This is a genomic window from Variovorax defluvii (assembly GCF_039541515.1).
Taxonomy (GTDB): Bacteria; Pseudomonadota; Gammaproteobacteria; order Burkholderiales; family Burkholderiaceae_C; genus Variovorax; species Variovorax defluvii.
The window spans coordinates 51,204-69,606 of sequence record NZ_BAABGJ010000079.1 but is presented as its reverse complement, the minus strand read 5'-3'; the positions used below and the strand labels follow the sequence as shown (position 1 = coordinate 69,606).

The 18,403-nt window shown below is 66.4% G+C and carries 20 protein-coding genes; 18 read left to right on the top strand and 2 right to left on the bottom strand.

Annotation, left to right across the window (positions count from 1 at the left end):
- Positions 1–6 precede the first annotated feature (6 nt).
- From ABEA07_RS22635 to ABEA07_RS22550, 18 genes are all read left to right on the top strand, one after another.
- A complete protein-coding gene (locus ABEA07_RS22635) occupies positions 7–591 on the top strand; it encodes a nuclear transport factor 2 family protein (RefSeq protein ID WP_345540701.1) in 585 nt (194 codons plus the stop codon).
- Positions 591–1,673, top strand: a complete 1,083-nt coding sequence (locus ABEA07_RS22630; RefSeq protein WP_345540700.1) for a MaoC family dehydratase — start codon at positions 591–593, stop codon at positions 1,671–1,673. Before ABEA07_RS22635 ends, ABEA07_RS22630 begins: the two co-directional genes overlap by 1 nt.
- Positions 1,670–2,665, top strand: coding sequence for an HpcH/HpaI aldolase/citrate lyase family protein (locus ABEA07_RS22625; protein ID WP_345540698.1), 996 nt, complete (start codon positions 1,670–1,672; stop codon positions 2,663–2,665). Before ABEA07_RS22630 ends, ABEA07_RS22625 begins: the two co-directional genes overlap by 4 nt.
- Positions 2,666–2,704: 39 nt before the next feature.
- Entirely contained in the window at positions 2,705–3,031 is a 327-nt protein-coding gene (locus ABEA07_RS22620) for a carboxymuconolactone decarboxylase family protein (protein WP_345540697.1), read from the top strand.
- Positions 3,028–3,174 (top strand): nitroreductase family protein, encoded by a 147-nt coding sequence (locus ABEA07_RS22615; protein WP_345540695.1) that lies wholly within the window; start codon positions 3,028–3,030, stop codon positions 3,172–3,174. Before ABEA07_RS22620 ends, ABEA07_RS22615 begins: the two co-directional genes overlap by 4 nt.
- A gap of 108 nt (positions 3,175–3,282) precedes the next feature.
- Positions 3,283–4,263 (top strand): LysR family transcriptional regulator, encoded by a 981-nt coding sequence (locus tag ABEA07_RS22610; protein WP_345540694.1) that lies wholly within the window; start codon positions 3,283–3,285, stop codon positions 4,261–4,263.
- Between the two features lie 51 nt (positions 4,264–4,314).
- Complete coding sequence (locus tag ABEA07_RS22605) at positions 4,315–4,950, top strand: cysteine hydrolase family protein (protein WP_345540693.1); 636 nt, start codon at positions 4,315–4,317, stop codon at positions 4,948–4,950.
- Positions 4,951–5,847 carry a branched-chain amino acid ABC transporter permease gene (locus ABEA07_RS22600; RefSeq protein WP_345540692.1) on the top strand — a complete coding sequence of 299 codons (897 nt, stop codon included), beginning with the start codon at positions 4,951–4,953 and terminating at the stop codon, positions 5,845–5,847.
- On the top strand, positions 5,844–6,749 hold the full coding sequence (locus ABEA07_RS22595; protein WP_345540690.1) for a branched-chain amino acid ABC transporter permease: 906 nt from the start codon (positions 5,844–5,846) through the stop codon (positions 6,747–6,749). Before ABEA07_RS22600 ends, ABEA07_RS22595 begins: the two co-directional genes overlap by 4 nt.
- Positions 6,746–7,522: an ABC transporter ATP-binding protein gene (locus ABEA07_RS22590; protein WP_345540689.1), complete on the top strand. Its 777-nt coding sequence runs from the start codon at positions 6,746–6,748 to the stop codon at positions 7,520–7,522. Before ABEA07_RS22595 ends, ABEA07_RS22590 begins: the two co-directional genes overlap by 4 nt.
- Positions 7,519–8,247: an ABC transporter ATP-binding protein gene (locus ABEA07_RS22585; RefSeq protein WP_345540687.1), complete on the top strand. Its 729-nt coding sequence runs from the start codon at positions 7,519–7,521 to the stop codon at positions 8,245–8,247. The genes ABEA07_RS22590 and ABEA07_RS22585 overlap by 4 nt, the downstream gene beginning before the upstream one ends.
- Before the next feature lie 19 nt (positions 8,248–8,266).
- Positions 8,267–9,094, top strand: coding sequence for an SDR family NAD(P)-dependent oxidoreductase (locus ABEA07_RS22580; protein ID WP_345540686.1), 828 nt, complete (start codon positions 8,267–8,269; stop codon positions 9,092–9,094).
- A 29-nt stretch (positions 9,095–9,123) separates the two neighbouring features.
- Positions 9,124–10,260, top strand: a complete 1,137-nt coding sequence (locus ABEA07_RS22575; RefSeq protein WP_345540685.1) for an ABC transporter substrate-binding protein — start codon at positions 9,124–9,126, stop codon at positions 10,258–10,260.
- A gap of 67 nt (positions 10,261–10,327) precedes the next feature.
- Positions 10,328–11,278: an alpha/beta hydrolase gene (locus tag ABEA07_RS22570; protein ID WP_345540684.1), complete on the top strand. Its 951-nt coding sequence runs from the start codon at positions 10,328–10,330 to the stop codon at positions 11,276–11,278.
- A gap of 179 nt (positions 11,279–11,457) precedes the next feature.
- Complete coding sequence (locus ABEA07_RS22565) at positions 11,458–11,718, top strand: carboxymuconolactone decarboxylase family protein (RefSeq protein WP_425584163.1); 261 nt, start codon at positions 11,458–11,460, stop codon at positions 11,716–11,718.
- Positions 11,719–11,807: 89 nt separating this feature from the next.
- Positions 11,808–12,773 (top strand): tripartite tricarboxylate transporter substrate binding protein, encoded by a 966-nt coding sequence (locus ABEA07_RS22560; protein WP_345540682.1) that lies wholly within the window; start codon positions 11,808–11,810, stop codon positions 12,771–12,773.
- A 41-nt stretch (positions 12,774–12,814) separates the two neighbouring features.
- Positions 12,815–15,085 (top strand): arylsulfatase, encoded by a 2,271-nt coding sequence (locus tag ABEA07_RS22555; RefSeq protein ID WP_345540681.1) that lies wholly within the window; start codon positions 12,815–12,817, stop codon positions 15,083–15,085.
- A gap of 19 nt (positions 15,086–15,104) precedes the next feature.
- Entirely contained in the window at positions 15,105–16,367 is a 1,263-nt protein-coding gene (locus ABEA07_RS22550; RefSeq protein ID WP_345540680.1) for an anaerobic sulfatase maturase, read from the top strand.
- Between the two features lie 2 nt (positions 16,368–16,369).
- Here the strand turns inward: ABEA07_RS22550 and ABEA07_RS22545 are convergent, their stop codons facing one another.
- Positions 16,370–17,155, bottom strand: a complete 786-nt coding sequence (locus ABEA07_RS22545; protein WP_345540679.1) for an SDR family NAD(P)-dependent oxidoreductase — start codon at positions 17,153–17,155, stop codon at positions 16,370–16,372.
- A 438-nt stretch (positions 17,156–17,593) separates the two neighbouring features.
- On the bottom strand, positions 17,594–18,328 hold the full coding sequence (locus ABEA07_RS22540) for a Crp/Fnr family transcriptional regulator (RefSeq protein WP_345540677.1): 735 nt from the start codon (positions 18,326–18,328) through the stop codon (positions 17,594–17,596).
- Positions 18,329–18,403 lie beyond the last annotated feature (75 nt).

Sequence of the window (18,403 nt, the reverse complement as noted above, 5' to 3'; positions counted from 1 at the left end):
ACAGCCATGACCAACGAGACATCCTTCCGACTGGCCGATCGCGCCGCCATCCAGGACTGCCTGTGCCGCTACGCGCGCGGCGTCGACCGGGGCGACTGGGCACTGGTCCGCTCCACCTACCACCCCGACGCGAACGACCAGCACGGTGAATACCGCGGCGGCGTCGACGGCTTCATCGACTGGCTGGACAAGCGCTTCGCGGGCGTGGACAACTCGATGCACTTCCTCGGCAACTGCCTGATCGAGTTCGCCGGCCCCGACCATGCCTTCGTCGAGACCTACTTCGCAAGCCGGCGGCTGCGTCCACCCACCGACGTGGAACGCGTCGGCTTGCAGGCCGGCGATCGCATGTGCCGGGAGGCCTGGGGTCGCTATGCCGACCAGTTCGAACGCCGCGACGGCGAGTGGCGGGTGGCACGCCGGATCGTGATCACGGAGACGAGCTATACCTCCGTCGCGCTCGGTGGCGAGCGGTCGACGGCTTCGGCGAGCACGTATGGCAGCCGCGACAGCAACGATCCCAGCTACCGCAGCCGCGAGGAGTTGTTCGCCAGGGCCGCCGGTCAGGTTCGCGCGGGAGGACAGAAGTGATGGCTGGCAAGAGCCGGACCGGCAATTTCTTCGAGGACTTCCGCATCGGGATGCTCATCGCGCATCCCACGCCGCGCACGCTGACCGACGGCGACCGGAGCCTCTACATCGCCCTGACCGGGTCGCGCGACCTGCTGGGCAGCGCACGGACCGCGAGCGAGCAGGCCGGCCTGGAACGGCAGCCCCTGGACGGCTTCCTGGTCTTCAACCTGGCGTTCGGCAAGACCGTGCCCGACATTTCGCTCAACGCGGTCGCGAACCTGGGCTATGCCGACGGCCGCTTCCTCACGCCGGTGCACGTCGGCGACACCTTGCGGGTCGAGAGCGAGATCATCGGCCTCAGGGAAAACTCGAACGGCAAGAGCGGCGTGGTCTACACGCGTTCCACTGCGCTGAACCAGCACGACCAGCCCGTCCTCACCTGGGTGCGCTGGGTGATGGTGCGCAAGCGCGACCCGAAGGCGCCGGCCCCGGCGGCCGAGGTGCCCTCGCTGCCTGCGGCGGTCGGCGCGGATGCGCTGGCCGTTCCAGGCTACGGGCCGGGCGTGCGGAAGATCGCCGCCATGACCGGTGTGAGCGATTTCTGGGAAGACTACGAGGCCGGCGAGCGCATCGACCATCCCAGCGCCATGACGATCAACGACAGCGACCACAGCAGCGCCACGCGCCTGTACCAGAACACCGCCAAGGTGCACTTCGATGCCCGCATGATGGCGGCCACCCCGACCGGCAGGCGGCTCGTCTACGGCGGCCACGTGATCTCGGTGGCGCGCGCGCTCGCCTACGATGGCCTGGAGAACGTGCTGGGCCTCCTCGCGCTCAATGGCGGCAGCCACGTGGCGCCGACGCACGCGGGTGACACCGTCTGCTGCGCGACCACGGTCGTCGAGCGCATAGACCTTCCCCACGCGGACGTCGCGGCCCTGCGGTTGCGCACCGTCGCGGCCACCGGCCTCGACGGCGCGCAGCAGATCGTCTTCCCGCGCGAGGGTGCCGGCAAGGATGACGCGCCCGGCGTGGTGCTCGACCTCGACTACACCGTCGCGATTCCCAGAAAACCCAAGACCACCTTATCGCCATGACACAAGCCACTCATCCGGCCGAGGCCCTCTTCAAGGGCGATAAGCCCTTTCCCGTCCTCTCTGCCTGCGAGCATTTCGCGGGCAGCGAGAAGCTCATCCTGAAGGCGATGGACCTGCAGAAGGAACTCGGGGCCATCTTCGACATCACCTGCGACTGCGAGGACGGCGCGGCCGCCGGCAACGAACGCCCGCATGCCGAACTCGTCGCGCGCCTGATCAACTCCGAACGCAATGCCTTCAACAAGGCCGGCGTGCGCATTCACGACCCCACGCATCCGAGCTGGAAGCAGGATGTGGACGTGGTGGTGGGCCAGGCCGCGGCCCGCCTGGCCTATGTGACCATCCCGAAGTCGACCAGCACCTCACAGGTCGAGGAGGTGATCGCCCATGTGCAGCGCACCGCCAGGGCGGCCGGCAGCGACCGTGCCATTCCGATCCACGTGCTGATCGAGACCCACGGTGCGCTGGAAGCTGCGTTCCGGCTGGCCGCCCTGCCGCACGTGGAGGTACTGGACTTCGGCCAGATGGATTTCGTGAGCGGCCACCACGGCGCCATCCCGGCGGCCGCGATGCGCAGCCCGGCGCAGTTCGATCATGCGCTGCTCGTGCGCGCGAAGTCGCAGATGGTGGCCGCGGCACTCAGCCACGGCGTGGTGCCGGCTCATAACGTCTGCCTCAATCTCAAGGACGACCAGGTGGTGCACGCCGACGCGTTCCGTGCGCGCACGCAGTTCGGCTTCCTTCGCATGTGGAGCATCCACCCGGCGCAGATCCGGCCCATCGTCGATGCGATGAAGCCGTCGTTCGACGAGGTGCAGGATGCCGGCGAGATCCTGTGCGCCGCCCAGGACGCCCAGTGGGGTCCGATCCAGTACAAGGGCGAGCTGCACGACCGCGCGACCTACCGGTATTTCTGGAGCGTGCTGGAGCGGGCTCAGGCCACCGGCATCGAGTTGCCGCCCAAGCCCGCTGCGCGCTTCTTCGCGGCCTGAGGCAGCCCGCCGATCCAACCGTCACATAAGGAGCACACCATGAGCACAGCCAGATCCGACGCCGCCCGCAAGCTGCTGGCCGAGATCGCACCCAAGCTGGTCGACCTGGGCGACAAGGTCCTGTTCGGCGACGTGTGGGAGCGGCCCGAGCTGTCCAAGCGCGACCGCAGCCTGATCACCTGCACCGCGCTGGTCGCCCTGGGCAAGACGGAGCAGATGAGCACGCACTTTCCGCGTGCCCTCGGCAACGGCGTCACCAAGGAGGAACTGGTGGAGATGATCACCCACATGGCCTTCTACGCGGGCTGGCCCAACGCCGTCTCGGCCGCGATGAAGGCGCGCGAGATTTTCGGGGAAGAGCCGTGACGACCGCCCGGATGGGGCGCAGGCGCGGGCCCAACCGCCGCGTGGTGTGCGGCTCCTTCGGCTACGAAGACGCGGCACACCCCGCCAACGGCTTCCGCACCGGCCGGGTGCCGATGGCCGAGCGCCCCGGCCGCCCTCACTAAAATGCGCTGCGCACAACAAGGTGGAGCCACACCCACGGCTGCACACACGAGGGACAGGCTCCCCGCGAGACATTGAACGGCAGCCCTGCTGCCCACCCCACGCCTTTCATGAGCGCTCGCACCGACTGGGTCCGGCAGGCCGACCTTCTCAGCCTCCGCATCTTCCTGTCCGCCATCGAAGACGGGCAGATCGGGCTGGCCGCGAGCCGCGAACATCTGGTCGCCTCTGCGGCCACCAAGCGCATCCAGGAACTCGAGAACCTGGCCGGCGTGCAGTTGCTGGTGCGCACCGCGAAGGGCGTGAAGGCCAGTGCGGCGGGCGAGGTGCTCGCCGCCCATGCGCGGACCGTCTTCGCCACGCTCGAAGCCGCACAGGCCGACATGTCCCGCTTCGCCAATGGCGATCGCGGCATCGTGATCGTGGGATCGTTGCGCTGGGTCATTCGCGCCAACCTCGCGCAGGAGATCGCATCATTCGGCCGCTCGCACCCCGGCGTTTCGGTACGCCTGCGCGAAGAACCGGGCACGCCCGTGGTGCTGCAATCGCTCGCCCAGGGCGCGATCGACGTCGCCGTCATCATCCAGTTGCCAGGGCTGGACACGACCGGCGCTGATCTCGCCTGCTTCCGCCGCGACCAACTGGTCGCCGTGCTGCCGGAGGGACACGCATTGGAGGGACGCACGAGCCTGCGCTTCCACGAACTGCTCGATGACGAGTTCATCGGCTTCGCGCCACCTGCGCCGCTGATGCCCGCGCTGCACAAGATCGCGCAGGGCATCGGCCGCGAGATCAAGGTCAAGTTTGCCGCGCAGTCCGTCGAGGTGGCCTACAGCTTCGTTCGCGCCGGATTGGGCGTGGCGATCATGCCGATGTGCACCTTGCCGCCGGACATCGAATCGGTCACCGCCGTTCCGGTCGACGAGGCCTGGGCCCAATGCGACATGTGCATCGCAACGGCGCGAGGGCGGCCGCTCAAGCCGCCTGTGGAGGCCTTCATCGCGCACCTGCGCAGCGGCCTTGAGGCGATGGCCGCCCCCAAGGCCATCACTTCACGGATGGAGAAGTCCACCTTCTCAATGATCAATTGATCCTGCAAGGGGCCGGCCGGTACGCTCCCGGCTGTTGTCGCTCGCAGAAAAATGATCGATCGTTCCCTCGCCCTCTCAGGACCGCCCCTCGCCAGTGCGACCACCGCCATGCTGGTGGTCGACATGCAGAAAGACCGGGTCGACATCGGCGCACCGCTGTTCGATCCGCTGGCGCACGAAGCGATCGTGCCGACCCGCCGGATGCTCGAACTGGCGCGCGCCACCGACGTTCGCGTCGTCTTCATCGCCCATGCCCACCGCGGTGACGGCAGCGACCGGGGCCGTCGCGCGGACCATCGATCCGCAGGCCGCGAGCGCCCCGCGCCCGTGGAAGGCACGTCCGGCGCACGGATCTGCGATGCCTTGCATCCGCTGCCGCACGAGCCGCTGATCTGCAAGCGCCGCGAAAGCGCGTTCTTCGGAACCGACCTCGACACCGTGCTGCGCAGCATGAGGATCGAGACCGTCGTCTTCACCGGAAGTCCGGCCTCGCGTGCGCTGCTGCCCTCGGTGCACGACGCACTGGCCCGCGACTACCGGACGCTCTTCGTCCATGACCCGCGCACCGGGACGGCGCCGGGTACCGGCGACGCCATCGACACCGTGCTGGCGGCCATGGCCATGACCTCCGCCGAGGTCATGAGCGTGGACGGATTCGCCAATCTGATCATGCGCGAAAGGCTCTGAATGCTGCTCATCCAGCAACTGCTGAACGGCCTGGTGATGGGGAGCGTCTACGGGCTCTTCGCACTCGGCTTCACCTTGTTGTTCGGCGTCAACCACGTGCTGAACATGGCGTACGGTTCGGTCTTCATGTGGGGCGCCTTCGCCGGGCTGTATGCCGTCACCGTGCTCTCGGTGTCCTTCCCCGTCGCCCTGCTGATCGGCATGGCGGTGGGCGGCGTCATCTCGGTGCTGCTGGACCTCCTTGCGTTCCGCCCGCTGCGCCGCCGCAACGCTCCCGACTTCTCGACCATCGCGTCGTCGATCGGCGCCAACCTGGTGCTGCTCACGCTCGCGCAGAAGGTCTCCGGCACGCAGGTCATGCGCTTTCCCTTCGACACCTTTCCCACCGTCATCCTGCAGGCTTTCGGACTGCGGATCCAGCTGCTGCAACTGATCGTGATCGCGATCGCAGTGGGCACGGTGCTGGCGCTGGTCTACATGCTCTACCGCACCGGCTTCGGCCGCCGCATCCGCGCGGTCGCCTTCTCCGAACGGGCTTCGCGCCTGCTCGGTATCGATGCGGGCCTGGTCGACATGCAGGTGTTCTTCGTCTCGGGCGCACTGGCCGGCATCGCAGGCGTGCTGATCGGGCTGGCCTTCAACTCGGTGCACTACATGATGGGCGAACCCTTCCTCATGCAGGCCTTCGTGGCCATCATCCTCGGCGGGCTGGGCAGCATTCCCGGCGCGCTGCTCGGCGGGTTGGTGATGGGCATCGTCCAGTCGCTGTCGTACGCCTATATCTCCTCGGCGGCGGCCGAGGCGATCACCTTCGCCGTGCTGTTCGCCATCATCCTGGTCCGCCCGACCGGGCTGCTGGGCAAGGCCAGCACCGTCATGCGGGTACAGCGGCAATGACGGACTTCCTGTCGTCCTACCGGGCGCTCGCGGACCACGTCTTGGTCTATGCCCTGCTCGCGCTCAGCCAATACGTCGTGCTGCGGGCTGGAACGTTCTCGCTCGGCTCCGCCGCATTCGCCGCCATCGGCGCCTACGCCACGGCGATTCTCAGCACGCGCTTTGGTTGGCCCGCTCCCGTCGCGATCGGCTGCGGGGTGTTGCTCGCAACCTTGACCAGCGCCTTGATGGCGTTCCCGCTGTCGCGCCTGCGCGGTGTGTTCCAGGCCGTCGCCACGCTGGCGCTGGTGCAGATCGTCGTCACCATCAATCTCAACTGGGACGACGTGACGCGCGGAGCGCTCGGCATCAGCGGCATCCCCAAGGTCGCGACCACGCCCTGGCTGCTGGCGACCGTGGTGCTGTGCGTCTGGCTGTTGCACCGCATGGGGCGCTTCGCCCTGGGCCGCGCCATGGACGTCATCCGCGAGGACGAGACCGTGGCCGTCTCGCTCGGCATCCGTGTCGCCCACCACCAGCGCGTCGCCATGATCACTTCGGGCATCCTGGCAGGCTTGGCCGGGGGGCTCTACGCCTGCAACTCCTATTCGATCTCCCCCGAGGAGTTCGGCTTCCACATGACGGTCAACATCCTGACGATGGCCGTGCTGGGCGGGCGTACCTCGGTGTGGGGTGCGCTGGCGGGCGCTGCCGTGCTCACCAGCCTGCCGGAGATCTTTCGCTTCTTTGCCGAGTACCGCAACGTGGTGCAGGGGGTGCTGCTCGTGGTCGTGATCGTCTATCTGCCGAACGGCATTGCCGACACGCTCTTTGCACTGGCTCACGACCGCCGCGTCAAGCGCCATGCGTCAGCGCGGCCGGATGGCGCCGCATCCGCCGCCACCTCGGGGGTTCTCCGATGAACGCACCCGTGCAGAACGTGCTTCAGCTCGCGAACGTGTCGCGCCATTTCGGCGGCGTACCCGCGGTCGACGACGTGAGCCTCGACGTCCCGGCAGGCCGCATCACCGGTCTCATTGGCACCAACGGCGCCGGCAAGACCACGCTGGTCAACCTGGTCATGGGGCTCTTCCATCTGTCCTCGGGCAGCGTCAGGCTCGACGGCAGGGACGTCTCCCTCGTCGAGGCGCCCGATCTCGCCCGCGCCGGGCTCGCGCGCACCTTTCAGAACATCCGGCTCATCCCCAACGGCACGGTGCTCAACAACGTGCTGCTCGGCTTCCAGTGCCGGCGCCGGGTCGGCTTCTGGGCCGAAGCGCTCGCATTGCCCGGCGCCCGCGCGCAGGAGGCACGCGACAGGGAAGCGGCCATGGCTCTCCTCGATCGGTTCGAGATGACGCACCTCGCGCAGCACCGCGGCACCACCTTGTCGTATGGCCACCAACGCCGCATCGAGATGATGCGCGCCCTGGCCATGCAGCCTCGCGTGCTTCTGCTGGACGAGCCCGTGGCCGGAATGAACGACACCGAGGCCGAGAGCCTGGGGCGCATCTTCCGGGAGGTCGCCGACACCGGCGTCGCCGTGCTCCTGATCGAGCACAACATGCGTTTCGTGTCCGCCACTTGCTCGTACCTGTATGTGCTGGCGGCCGGCCGGATGATCGCGCAGGGAACGCCCGAGACGGTTCTGCAGGACCCCGACGTGGTCGCCGCCTACCTGGGAGCCGAACAATGACCGTCGCGCTGGAAGTTTCGCAGTTGGAGGTGCACTACGCGGGCATCGCGGCTGTGCGCGGCGCATCGCTCGCGCTGCGCTCCGGAGAGATCTTCGCGCTCGTCGGCAGCAACGGCGCCGGCAAGTCCAGCCTTGTGAATGCCATCAGCGGCGTGGTGCCGTCGAAGGGCCGGGTCTTGTTCGAAGGGCGCGAGGTCCAGGCCCATGCGGCGCACCGTCGTTCCCGCATGGGCATCATCCAGGTGCCCGAGGGCCGGCGCGTGATCGCGCCGCTGTCCGTGCTCGAGAACCTCGAACTCGGACGCGAGGCACTCGGCGCGCGCGCGCGCGGGGCCGCCGACCTGGAGCGCGTGTTCGATCTGTTTCCCATCCTGGCCGAACGGCGGCACCAGGCCTCGGGTACGTTGTCGGGCGGGCAGCAGCAGATGCTCGCGATCGGCCGCGCGCTGATGGGGCAGCCCAGGGTGCTGCTGCTGGACGAACCGAGCCTCGGCCTCGCACCGGTAGTGGTGGCCGACGTGTTCCGTGCCCTTCGCCGTCTCAATGAAGAGGGCATGACCATGCTGCTGGTCGAACAGAACGCGCGCCTCGCCTTGCGCAGCGCCCATCGGGCCGCCGTCGTCGACCACGGAACGCTCGTGCGGGAGGGTCCGGCCAACGAACTCGCCCAGGACGCCGCGATCGCCGAACACTACTTCGGTAAGGCCGGGGCGATGCCAGCCTGAACACCATCTCGACCACCACATGACCATGACCACCCCCAATCCCACACACCAATGGCTCGAACTCGACGACGAAGTCTGCGTCGTCACCGGCGCTTCGGGCGGCATCGGCGCGAGCGTCGTGCGCGAACTGCTGCAGGCCGGTGCGCGAGTCGCACTTCTCGACAGCAATGCAGGCGGCGTGACCGAACTCGCACAGCAACTCGATCCGGCCGGCGTACGCACGCTCGCACTTGGTTGCGATGTGACCGATGCCGATACGGTGCAGCGCGCCGTCGACGCAGTGGAGGGCAAGTTCGGCACGGCCGGCGTGCTGGTGAACAACGCGGGAATCATCCGGCCGGGCAATCTGGCCACGATCTCCATTGAGGATTGGCGCAGCCAGCTGGAAGTCAACCTGACCGGCTACTTCCGGTGCGCCCAGCTGTTTGGCCGGGGCATGCTCGCGCGCCGGCGCGGGGTGATGATCCACGTCGCATCCATCACCGCCAGGAACCCGCAGGTCCGGGGCGGCGCCTATGCACCCGCCAAGGCCGCGATCTCGATGCTGTCGCGGCAGATCGCAATCGAGTGGGGCCCCGACGGCGTGCGCAGCAACACCGTCAGTCCGGGGTTGATACGCACCCCGATGACCGAGGCGTCGTACAGTGACCCCGAGCTGGTGGAGAAGCGCCGCTCGCTCATTCCGGTCCAACGGCTCGGCGTACCCGAAGACATCGCGCATGCCGTCCTCTACCTCGCCAGCCCCAAGTCCGCCTACGTGAACGGACAGGACCTGGCCGTCGATGGCGGCGTCACGCAGACGCTGATGAGCCATATCCCGCGTGCGGACCACGGCCGCGGGCACTGAAGCCCAGTTTTCAATCGAAGGAGACAAGAGTGAAGTCCATCGTGCGTTTCGGCCGCCAGTCCGTCCTTGCCTGCGTCGTCGCCGCAGCTGCCTTGCCGCTGTCGGCGCTCGCGCAGGAGATCCCCGTGATGTCGATTGCCGCCATCACCGGCCCCGCGGCCTTCGCCGGTGTCGCGGAGAACAACGGCATCCGCCTGGCGGTCGACGAGGCCAACCAAAAGGGCGCGTTCGGCGCCGCCAGGATCCGGCTGATCGAGGGCGACAACGGCACCGACAAGGCGCAGGCGATCAGTCTGGCCGAACAGGCCATCAAGCGGCATCAGGTCGTGCTCTCGATCGGCCCGACCGTGAGCCCGGATGCGATGGCCATCGGCCCGGTCTTCAATCAGGCCAGGACGCCCATGCTCAGCTTCGCGACCTCGAACGCGATCACGCAGGCCGGTCCCTATGTGTTTCGCATTCAGATGAGCCCGTCCGAGACGGTGCCGCCGCTCGTGAGACACATCGTCGACAAGGTGAAGGCCCGCAAGGTCGCGATCGTCTTCGACCGCTCCAACGACGGATTCGTCGAGGGCAAAAACATCTTCGCGGATGCCATGAAGGCGGCCGGCGCACCCGTCGTGGCCGAAGAGGCAGTGCTGGCACGCGACTCCAACTTCCTCCCTCTGGTGACGAAGCTGAGCGCGATGGACATCGATGGCATCTATTTCATCACGCTGGTGGAGCAGGCCGCGAACATCATGATCCAGCTCAAGCAGGCCGGACTGCCGGAGAAGGTCAAGTTCTATGGCGAACAGGGACTGGCGTCGCCGCGCCTCACCGCGATCGGCGGCAAGGCTGTCGAAGGGACGACCTTCCCGGGACAGTTTCTGGCCGGGGTCGACAGGCCGCTGAACCGGGCCTTCGAGCAGGCCTACCGCGCCAGGTACAAGACCGAGCCGGACTTCTTCGCGGCGGTGGGCTACTCCGCGGGCCTGGTGGCGGCCGAGGCCATCCGCAACGCCGGCCCCAACCCGACCCGCGACGGGGTGCGCGACGCCATCGACAAGCTGCGCGACGTGCCGGTGGTCGTGGGCAACGGCCTCTGGAACCACAAGGACCGCAACGGCTTGTACGGCGTCGTGATCACCAGTGTCAAGGACGGCAAGTTCGTCGCCATTCCCTGAGTCCACTGCAGGCGCGCGGCATATGCCGGCGCGAACCATTCCATCCAACCTCGCACCGAGACCCTCCATGTCGCTCACCGCCGTCAACACCTCCATGGTGCAGAAGAGCCAATACTTCGAGATCGACTCGCAGTTCGTCCGGAGCCGCCTGGGCGTGTGGGTGTCTCCCCCCCCGCGGTACGCGCTCTCGGATGCCGACTTTCCCGTGCTCTACGCGACCGACGGCACCTACGTCGGGCGCATCACCGAGATGCAGGCCGCCTATCTTATGGGCGACTTCGAGCGCCCGGTGCGCCCATACATCCACGTCAGCGTGGGCTACATCGGCGAAGAAGCGGACAAGCTGCTCATGACGCGCAACCGAGACTTCGTGCCGCCCGGCGAACCGCTTGCGCCCGAGTTCCGTGAATTCATCCAGACACGTGTCGACGCAGGCCTGATGACACAGCAGGACAGCGACGACTTCTTCCACCATTTCGAACGTGCCAGCGCCGACAAGTTCTTGCGCTTCATGCAGGAAGAACTGCATCCGGAGATCTGCAAAAGGTATCGCGTGGACCGGACGGACGTGGGCCTTTTCGGATCGTCCAACGGCGGCCTTTTCTCGCTCTATGCTTTCACCGAGGAGCGCACCATCTTCACCAGGATCGCGGCCTGCAGCCCGGGACTGCTGGTGCCCGACAGCCGCATCTACGCACGCTACGAAGACCTCCTCGCACAGAAGGTCGACCGGTCGCGCATGCACCTGTACATGTACCTCAACGGGCCGGAGATCGTCGGACCGTGTGAACTCTTCCGGAGGTTGGGCATCGAGTCGCTCCGCTTCATCGATCGGGTGCGAGACGAGCCGCTGCAAGGTTTGCGCCTAAGCACGGACATCGGCTGCGGCGAGAACCACTACACCGGCATCATCGATGCATACAAGGGCTTCGTGCGCACATGCTGTCCCTGGCGCGATGCGCCGGACGTTATGAACACGCCGGCATCGATGCGACACATGATGCGATCCGCTGCTTGAGAGCTTGGTGCTTGACTGTCAGCTGTATTGCTTTTCCAGCGATACCCTGGATCGCATAATTCCGAATGACCAAATCCACCTCGACTCTCCCATCCACGACTTCGCAAAGCGTCGTCGGCGCCGGGCAGCGAATCTACTCGCCAGCACGCCAGCAATTGCGTGAAACTGCTCCCAAGCTGATGCAGCTGACAGACGATGTGCTGTTCGGCTATATGTGGGAGCGGCCGCAGTTGTCCAAGCGCGACCGGAGCCTCATCACCTGCACTGCCCTGGTCGCACTGGGCATGACCGACCAGATGGCGTCGCACTTCCCGCGCGCCTTGATGAATGGCGTGACCAAAGAAGAACTGATCGAGATGATCACCCACATGGCCTTCTATGCCGGCTGGCCGAATGCGGTAACGGCGGCGCTGAAGGCGGGTGAACTTCAGGCCGCGTAGTCTTGGTAGTTCCCCTAGCTTTGTCAGACCCCTGACCATTTGAAACCTGCTTCGTTGATTCAATCCGTCTGTTCAACCGGAGAGTGTCAATGAACTGGAAGTGCAGCTGGCTCGTGGGACTGGCATTCGCCGCGCTGGCGCCTGCCGCTAGCGCGCAGGCGTATCCTTCGCGCTCCGTCACCGTAGTCATGCCCTTTGTGGCGGGTGGTGTGGTCGATGTGGCCACGCGCGCGGTGCTCGAAGAAGTCGGGACCAGGATGCCGCAGCCAATCCTCGTCGATAACAAGCCTGGCGCCGAGGGCTTGCTGGGCACGCAGGTGGCCAAGCGCGCAAGTGCCGATGGCTATACGCTGCTGGGCACCGCGCAATACCTCGTCACCACGCCGATGCTGCGTACCAACCCTGGCTTCGCGTTGTCCGATTTCACGCCAGTGGCTGTCATCGGCGGGGGGCCCAACGTAATCGTCGTTTCACCGACCTTGCCGGTAAAGACACTCAAGGAATTCATTGAATATGCCCGCGCGCGGCCCGGGCAGCTGAACGCGGGCACCGGATCGCGGGGCGGTTCGGTGCACCTGGGCACGGAAACCTTCATGCACACGACGGGTGTCAAGATGCAGACCGTGCCGTACAAGGGCTCGCCCGAGATGATCCCGAGCCTGATCAACGGGCAGTTGCATTTCGCGTTGATGCCGGCCGCAGTCGCGGCCCCCGTCGTCAAGTCGGGAAAGGTCACGGCACTCGCCGTCGGCGCGCCGGTGCGCGTCGCACTGTTGCCGGACGTTCCCAGCATCGTCGAAGCGGGCTCGCCCGCCGAAACCGTCGCCTTTCCCTGGTACGCGATCGTGGCCCGGGCCGGTACGCCGGCACCCATCGTCGCGCGCTGGAACGCCGACATCAACGCCGCCTTGCGCTCGCCCAAGGTGCTCGAGCGCCTCAAGGGCATCGGCGTCGTGCCGACCAGCATGTCGGTCGCCGGCTTCGAAGAAATGCTCAAGGATGAACAGGCCCGGTGGGCGAAGCTGTTCAGGGAACGAAACATCCGCCCCGAATAGGGCGACGCCGATCTGCGAATGAAACAGGACCAGGAGAAGCAATGAGTGACATGAACGGAAATCAGGCAGCGCCTGCACAAAAACAGTTCGGCCAGGCGCCGAACGTGGTGGTCGTGCTGATCGACGACATGGGCTTCGGGGCGAGCTCCGCCTTCGGTGGGCCCTGCGAGATGCCCACGGCGGAACGGCTGGCGCGCGGCGGGCTGCGCTACAACCAGTTCCATACTACCGGCATCTGCTCGCCCAGCCGAGCGGCGCTGCTGACCGGCCGCAACCACCACTCGGTCGGCGTGGGGCAGGTCATGTCCGGCAGCTCCGACGCACCGGGCTACCACGGACGCATTCCCAAGAGCGCCGGCACGCTCGCCCGCATCCTGCGCGAGAACGGCTACGCTACCGGCGCCTTCGGCAAGATGCACGAACAGCCGCGGCGCGAGACCACACCGGTCGGACCGTTCGATCGCTGGCCGACACAGCTGCTGGGCTTCGAGAAGTTCTACGGTTTTCTCAATGGCTCGATGAACCACTACGTGCCCACGCTGTACGATGGCACCACCCCGATCGAGCCGCCGCGTGCGGGCCAGCCCGGCTACCACCTCTCTGAGGACCTGGTCGACCAGGCGATGGACTGGATCGACAACGTGCGCGCGATCACGCCCGGGCGCCCCTTCCTGTGCTACCTGCCGTTCGGCGCCACGCATGCGCCCTTCCACGTGCCGAAGGAGTGGATCCAGAAGTACCGCGGCCGCTTCGACGAAGGCTGGCACGTGCAGCGCGACCGCACGCTGGCGCGCCAGAAGGAAATGGGCATCGTCCCGCCCGACACCGACATGGGCCCCTGGCCCAAGACCGTGGAAGCATGGGAAGACCTGTCGGCCGACGAGAAGAAAGTGGCCGCCGCCCTGATGGAAGTGTATGCCGGCTTCGCCGAGCACACCGACGCACAGGTAGGCCGGCTGGTGGACTACCTTGCCGCCTCCGACATGCTGGACAACACCATCATCGTGTATGTGCTGGGCGACAACGGTGCCTCGGCCGAAGGCGGCCGCATCGGCACGGTCGGCGGCTACTACAGTGCTCTCAACGGCGCATCGGAAACGGTGGAGATGGTCCTGTCCGACCTGGACCTCGCGGGCAGTGTCGAGAGCTGCCCGCACTTCGCGCGCGGCTGGGCCGTGGCCATGGACACGCCACTGCAGTGGGTCAAGCAGGTTGCCTCGCACTACGGCGCGACGCGCAACGGCATGGTCGTCCACTGGCCGGACCGAATCGCCGAGAAGGCGGGCCAGATCCGTAGCCAGTGGCACCACCTGATCGACCTCGCGCCCACCATTCTGGCCGCGGCCGGCGTCGAGGCACCTGCGCACATCGACGGCATCCCGCAAGATGCCATGCACGGAGTCGACATGGGCTACTCCTTCGATCAGGCAGAAGCGCCCAGCACCCACGGGACGCAGTACTTCGAGATCGGCGGCAACCGCGCGATCTACCACGAGGGTTGGGTCGCCTGTGCGGTGCATAAGTCCACGCCCTGGAACTTCCTGCAAGCCAGCGAGCAGGCTTGGGAAGACGACGTGTGGGAGCTGTACGACACCCGCAACGATTTCAGCGAAGCCCATGACCTCTCGGCGCGCTTTCCGGAGAAGCTCGAGGAGCTGAAGCAGCTGTTCCTGACCGAGGCCGAGAAGCACAAGGTGCTGCCGCTTGACGGCCGCTCGCTCGGCCAACGCCGCCGGGCGCGCGAGGCCAAGAACGCGGCCGGCAGCGTCTTGCTCAAGAGCAATGCAAGCCGCATGCCCCAGGACGCACTGCCGCCGCTGTTCAACCACTCGCATACCATCACGGCCTCCATCGAAGTTGGCGAGGGCGCCGACGGGGTGATCTGCTCGCACGGCGGTCTGTTCTCCGGCTGGACCCTGTATTGTGTGGACGGCATCCTGAACTACTGCCACGCGCTGGGCAGGCACGAACGCTACTATGTCCGCGCCGAGGAGCGTCTGCCGGCCGGGCGGCACGAGGTAGCGATGCAGTTCACCTTCCGCGGGCCGGCCCTGGGCGGCGAAGCCGACGTGCAACTGCATGTGGGCGGTGACTTGGTGGCCAAGGGAACCCTGACCCGCTCGATCGGGTACATGACCCCAGCCGGCGAGGAATTGACGGTAGGCTCGGATCCGGGCACGCCGGTGACTGACGAATACGCGATGCTGGACAACCATTTCTCGGGTGTCGTGCACTGGGTTCGCATCGACTCGGGCGACGGCAAGAAGGCCGAGCCGGCCGATCTTGCGCGGGTCGAGAACGCGCTGCAGTAAACCCGCTGCGGACAAGCCCATGGCCCCACCTTTGCGAGAGTTCCACGTGCTGGCCAAGCCAGCGGGCGCGGCGTGCAACCTGGGCTGCACCTACTGCTTTTTCCTGTCGAAGGAGAACCTGTACCCGAAGGACAGTTTTCTCATGGATGACGCCACGCTGGAGAGTTATCTGCGCCAGCTGATGGATTCGTCGCCCGGCCCGCAGGTTGAGGTTTCGTGGCAGGGTGGGGAACCCATGCTGCGCGGCCTGGACTTTTACCGCCGCGCGGTGGCGCTGGCCGAGCAATACCGCAAGCCGCACCAGAAGCTGCAGCACACGATGCAGACCAACGCAACGCTGGTCGACGACGAGTGGGCCGCGTTTTTTCGCGAGAACAATTTCCTGGTCGGGGTGAGCTTCGACGGTCCGCAGGCCTTGCACGACTTGTACCGTGTCGACCGCAAGAGACAGGGCAGTTTCGAGCAGGTGCTGCGCGGCTGGAACTGCCTGCGCCGCCACGACGTGGAGGTGAACGTGCTCTGCACCGTGCATGCGGGCAACGCCGACCATCCGCTGGAGGTGTATCGCTTCTTTCGCGACGAGCTGCAGGCCCAGTACATCCAGCTGATCCCTATCGTGGAACGCGGCACCATGCAGACCATCCGGTTCGCCAACCAGGGCTGGGGCGGGCTGAAGGGCAAGGACCGGCCGCTGTACCGTCAGCAGGGCTCGGTGGCCAGTGCGCGCTCCGTGCCTTCCGACAAGTTCGGCGCCTTCCTGATCGCGATCTTTGAAGAATGGGTGAAGCGCGACGTCAGCCGCGTCTTCGTCAACACTTTCGATGTGGCACTTGGCAGCTGGCTGGGCCAGCACAACAGCTGCGTGGTCTCACCGACCTGCGGCGCATCGCTGGCGCTGGAACACAACGGCGACGTCTATTCCTGCGACCATTTCGTCGAACCCGAGCACAAGCTGGGCAACCTCAAGGAGACATCGCTGCAGACGCTGGTGGGCTCGGAAAGGCAGCGGCGCTTCGGCAACGCCAAGTCCGACACGCTGCCGCAGTACTGCAAGGACTGCCCGGTGCTTTTCGCCTGCTACGGCGAATGCCCGCGCAACCGGTTCATCGAAGCGCCGAATGGCGAGCCCGGGCTGAACTACCTGTGCGCCGGCTACAAGGCCTTCTTCACGCACATCGATGCACCGATGAAGACCATGGCGGCGCTGCTGCGGCAAGGGCGCTACGCAGACGAGATCATGGTGGCGGCCGCAGCGGCTCAGGCCGCTGCGGCAAGCGCGTAGGTTCAAACGCCGAAGTCGGCCCCGCTCTGCGAGGTGGCGAAGCCGCTGCTGTATCCGCCGTCCACCGGTATAACCGCGGCATTCACGTAGGACGCGGCAGGTGACAGCAGGTAGCGCACTGTCTCTGCGATTTCCTCGGGGCCTGCCAGGCGCGCCAGTGGCGTGCGTGCGACGTAGGTCCCGAAGCGCACGCGCTCGGGCACACGGTCCAGCATTTCGGTGTTGACCGGGCCTGGCGCGACGACGTTGACCCGCACGCCCCGGCGGCCCCATTCAATGCCCAGCGTCTTGGTCAGGCCGATCACCGCATGCTTGGATGCGCTGTAGTTGGCGCGGCCCGATGCACCCCCCAGCCCCGCGGTGGAGCTGATCGTCACAATGGCCCCGCGGCCGCGAGCCAGCATGCCCTTGCCGAAGGCCTGGCAGCACAGGAAGGTGCCGTCCAGGTTGACATCGAGCACCAGCTTCCAGTTGGCGAAGCTCATGGCTTCGGCGGGGCCGGAGCGCGTCACGCCGGCGCAGGTGGCCAGGGCGTCGACAGGACCAATGCTGGCCTCAACGTCATCGGCGCACTGCTGCACTGCGGTCGGGTCGCGCACATCGACGCAGCGGGCGTGAACGCGATCCTCGAAAGCGGAGAACGCGGCGAGCGCCTTGTCCAGTGCGGCCTGATTCGAATCGATTATCACCACGCTGCTACCACCTTCGAGCAAGCGTCGCGCCACCGCGTTGCCGATCCCGCCGGCTCCGCCGGTCACTACCGCCAAGGAAATTTCCGTTGCTGTCATCTTCCGTTCCTCCAGATCAGTTGATAGGGGGCCCCGGCTGCACGTCCGCCACGATGTCGTGCAGCAAGCCGGTGAATGTGAAGGCTACGTCGTAGGGCCAAGCTCAACTCGGCCCAAGCCTTGATGCCTGGGTTGCGCGCTGGCAGCTTCGATTCCTGAGGGACGATGCCCAGTGTGGTTTGGCGCGCGAGGGTTTGCTCTCGCACCACGTCCCAACCCTGGTCGAACTTACCTCGGTAGCGATCCATGCAAGGCTTTGAGCGTTCAAAGCCCAAGCCGAGCGGCCACCGGGCGAATGGGCCGCCGCCGAGGTTTCGGTCCGCCGGCGGAAGGATGTCCTCTTGGGTGCTCATGGGGGTGTGGCCTCGCTGGAATTCTTGGTTCTGATTCCAGCGAGATTGCAGCAGGTGCGCAGCACCTCGAAAGTCGAGATCTTGACTATTTAAGGGGAAATCCCTGGGTTGATTGCGGGTTATCCACGGGTGGTTGCAGCAGCACGATGCTGCGATAGCCCAGGCGGACCATGCCGAGCTCCTGCAAATGCCGCAGCTGCAGGTTCACGTACTGGCGGGAACTGCCCACCATGCACGCCAGGTCGTATTGTGAAACGCGCAGCGCAAAGCCGCCCAAGACCGGGCGCCCAGCGCCTAGCGCGTGCAGGCGCAGCAGCGCGGCCTGCACGCGCTCAAGCAGGCTCTCGTCGCGATCATCCATCGTTGCCTCTTCCAGCTCGGCGGCGCGCAGCGCCAAGATGCGCGCCAGGTCCAGCGCCACTTCACCGTCGGAGTGCATAAGCGCCAGGAGCTGCTGAGCATCGTAAAGCCGCGTCGTGCAAGGCCCGGTAGCCGTGACGGAGAAGGGGAAAGGCCGCTGCGCCACTACGGACACCAAACCAAGGGTACCGCCCGGCCGCGCCCCCTTGCGTAAATCCTCGACGCCGTTAGGCCGAACGCGCGAGACGCGCAGCCTGCCTTCCTGCAGGCCGATGACCCAGCGCGGTACATCCCCGGCGTGCAGCAGCACATCGCCGTCATGCCACTTGCGCTCATGGGAAATGCGCTCCAGGCAGGCACGCGTACGCGGGCCCAGGGCGTACGGGCGCAACATGTCGGGCGCACCAGTTCCGGCAGCTGCGCCATTGCCACTTCCCGTTTCGAGTGGAATTTTTTCCATGCGTCTCCGGACCCCCGGTCGAGCGCGCCGGCGTCGCGAGCCAAGATGTCGTGAGCCTGATTGTGGCTTGGGCTC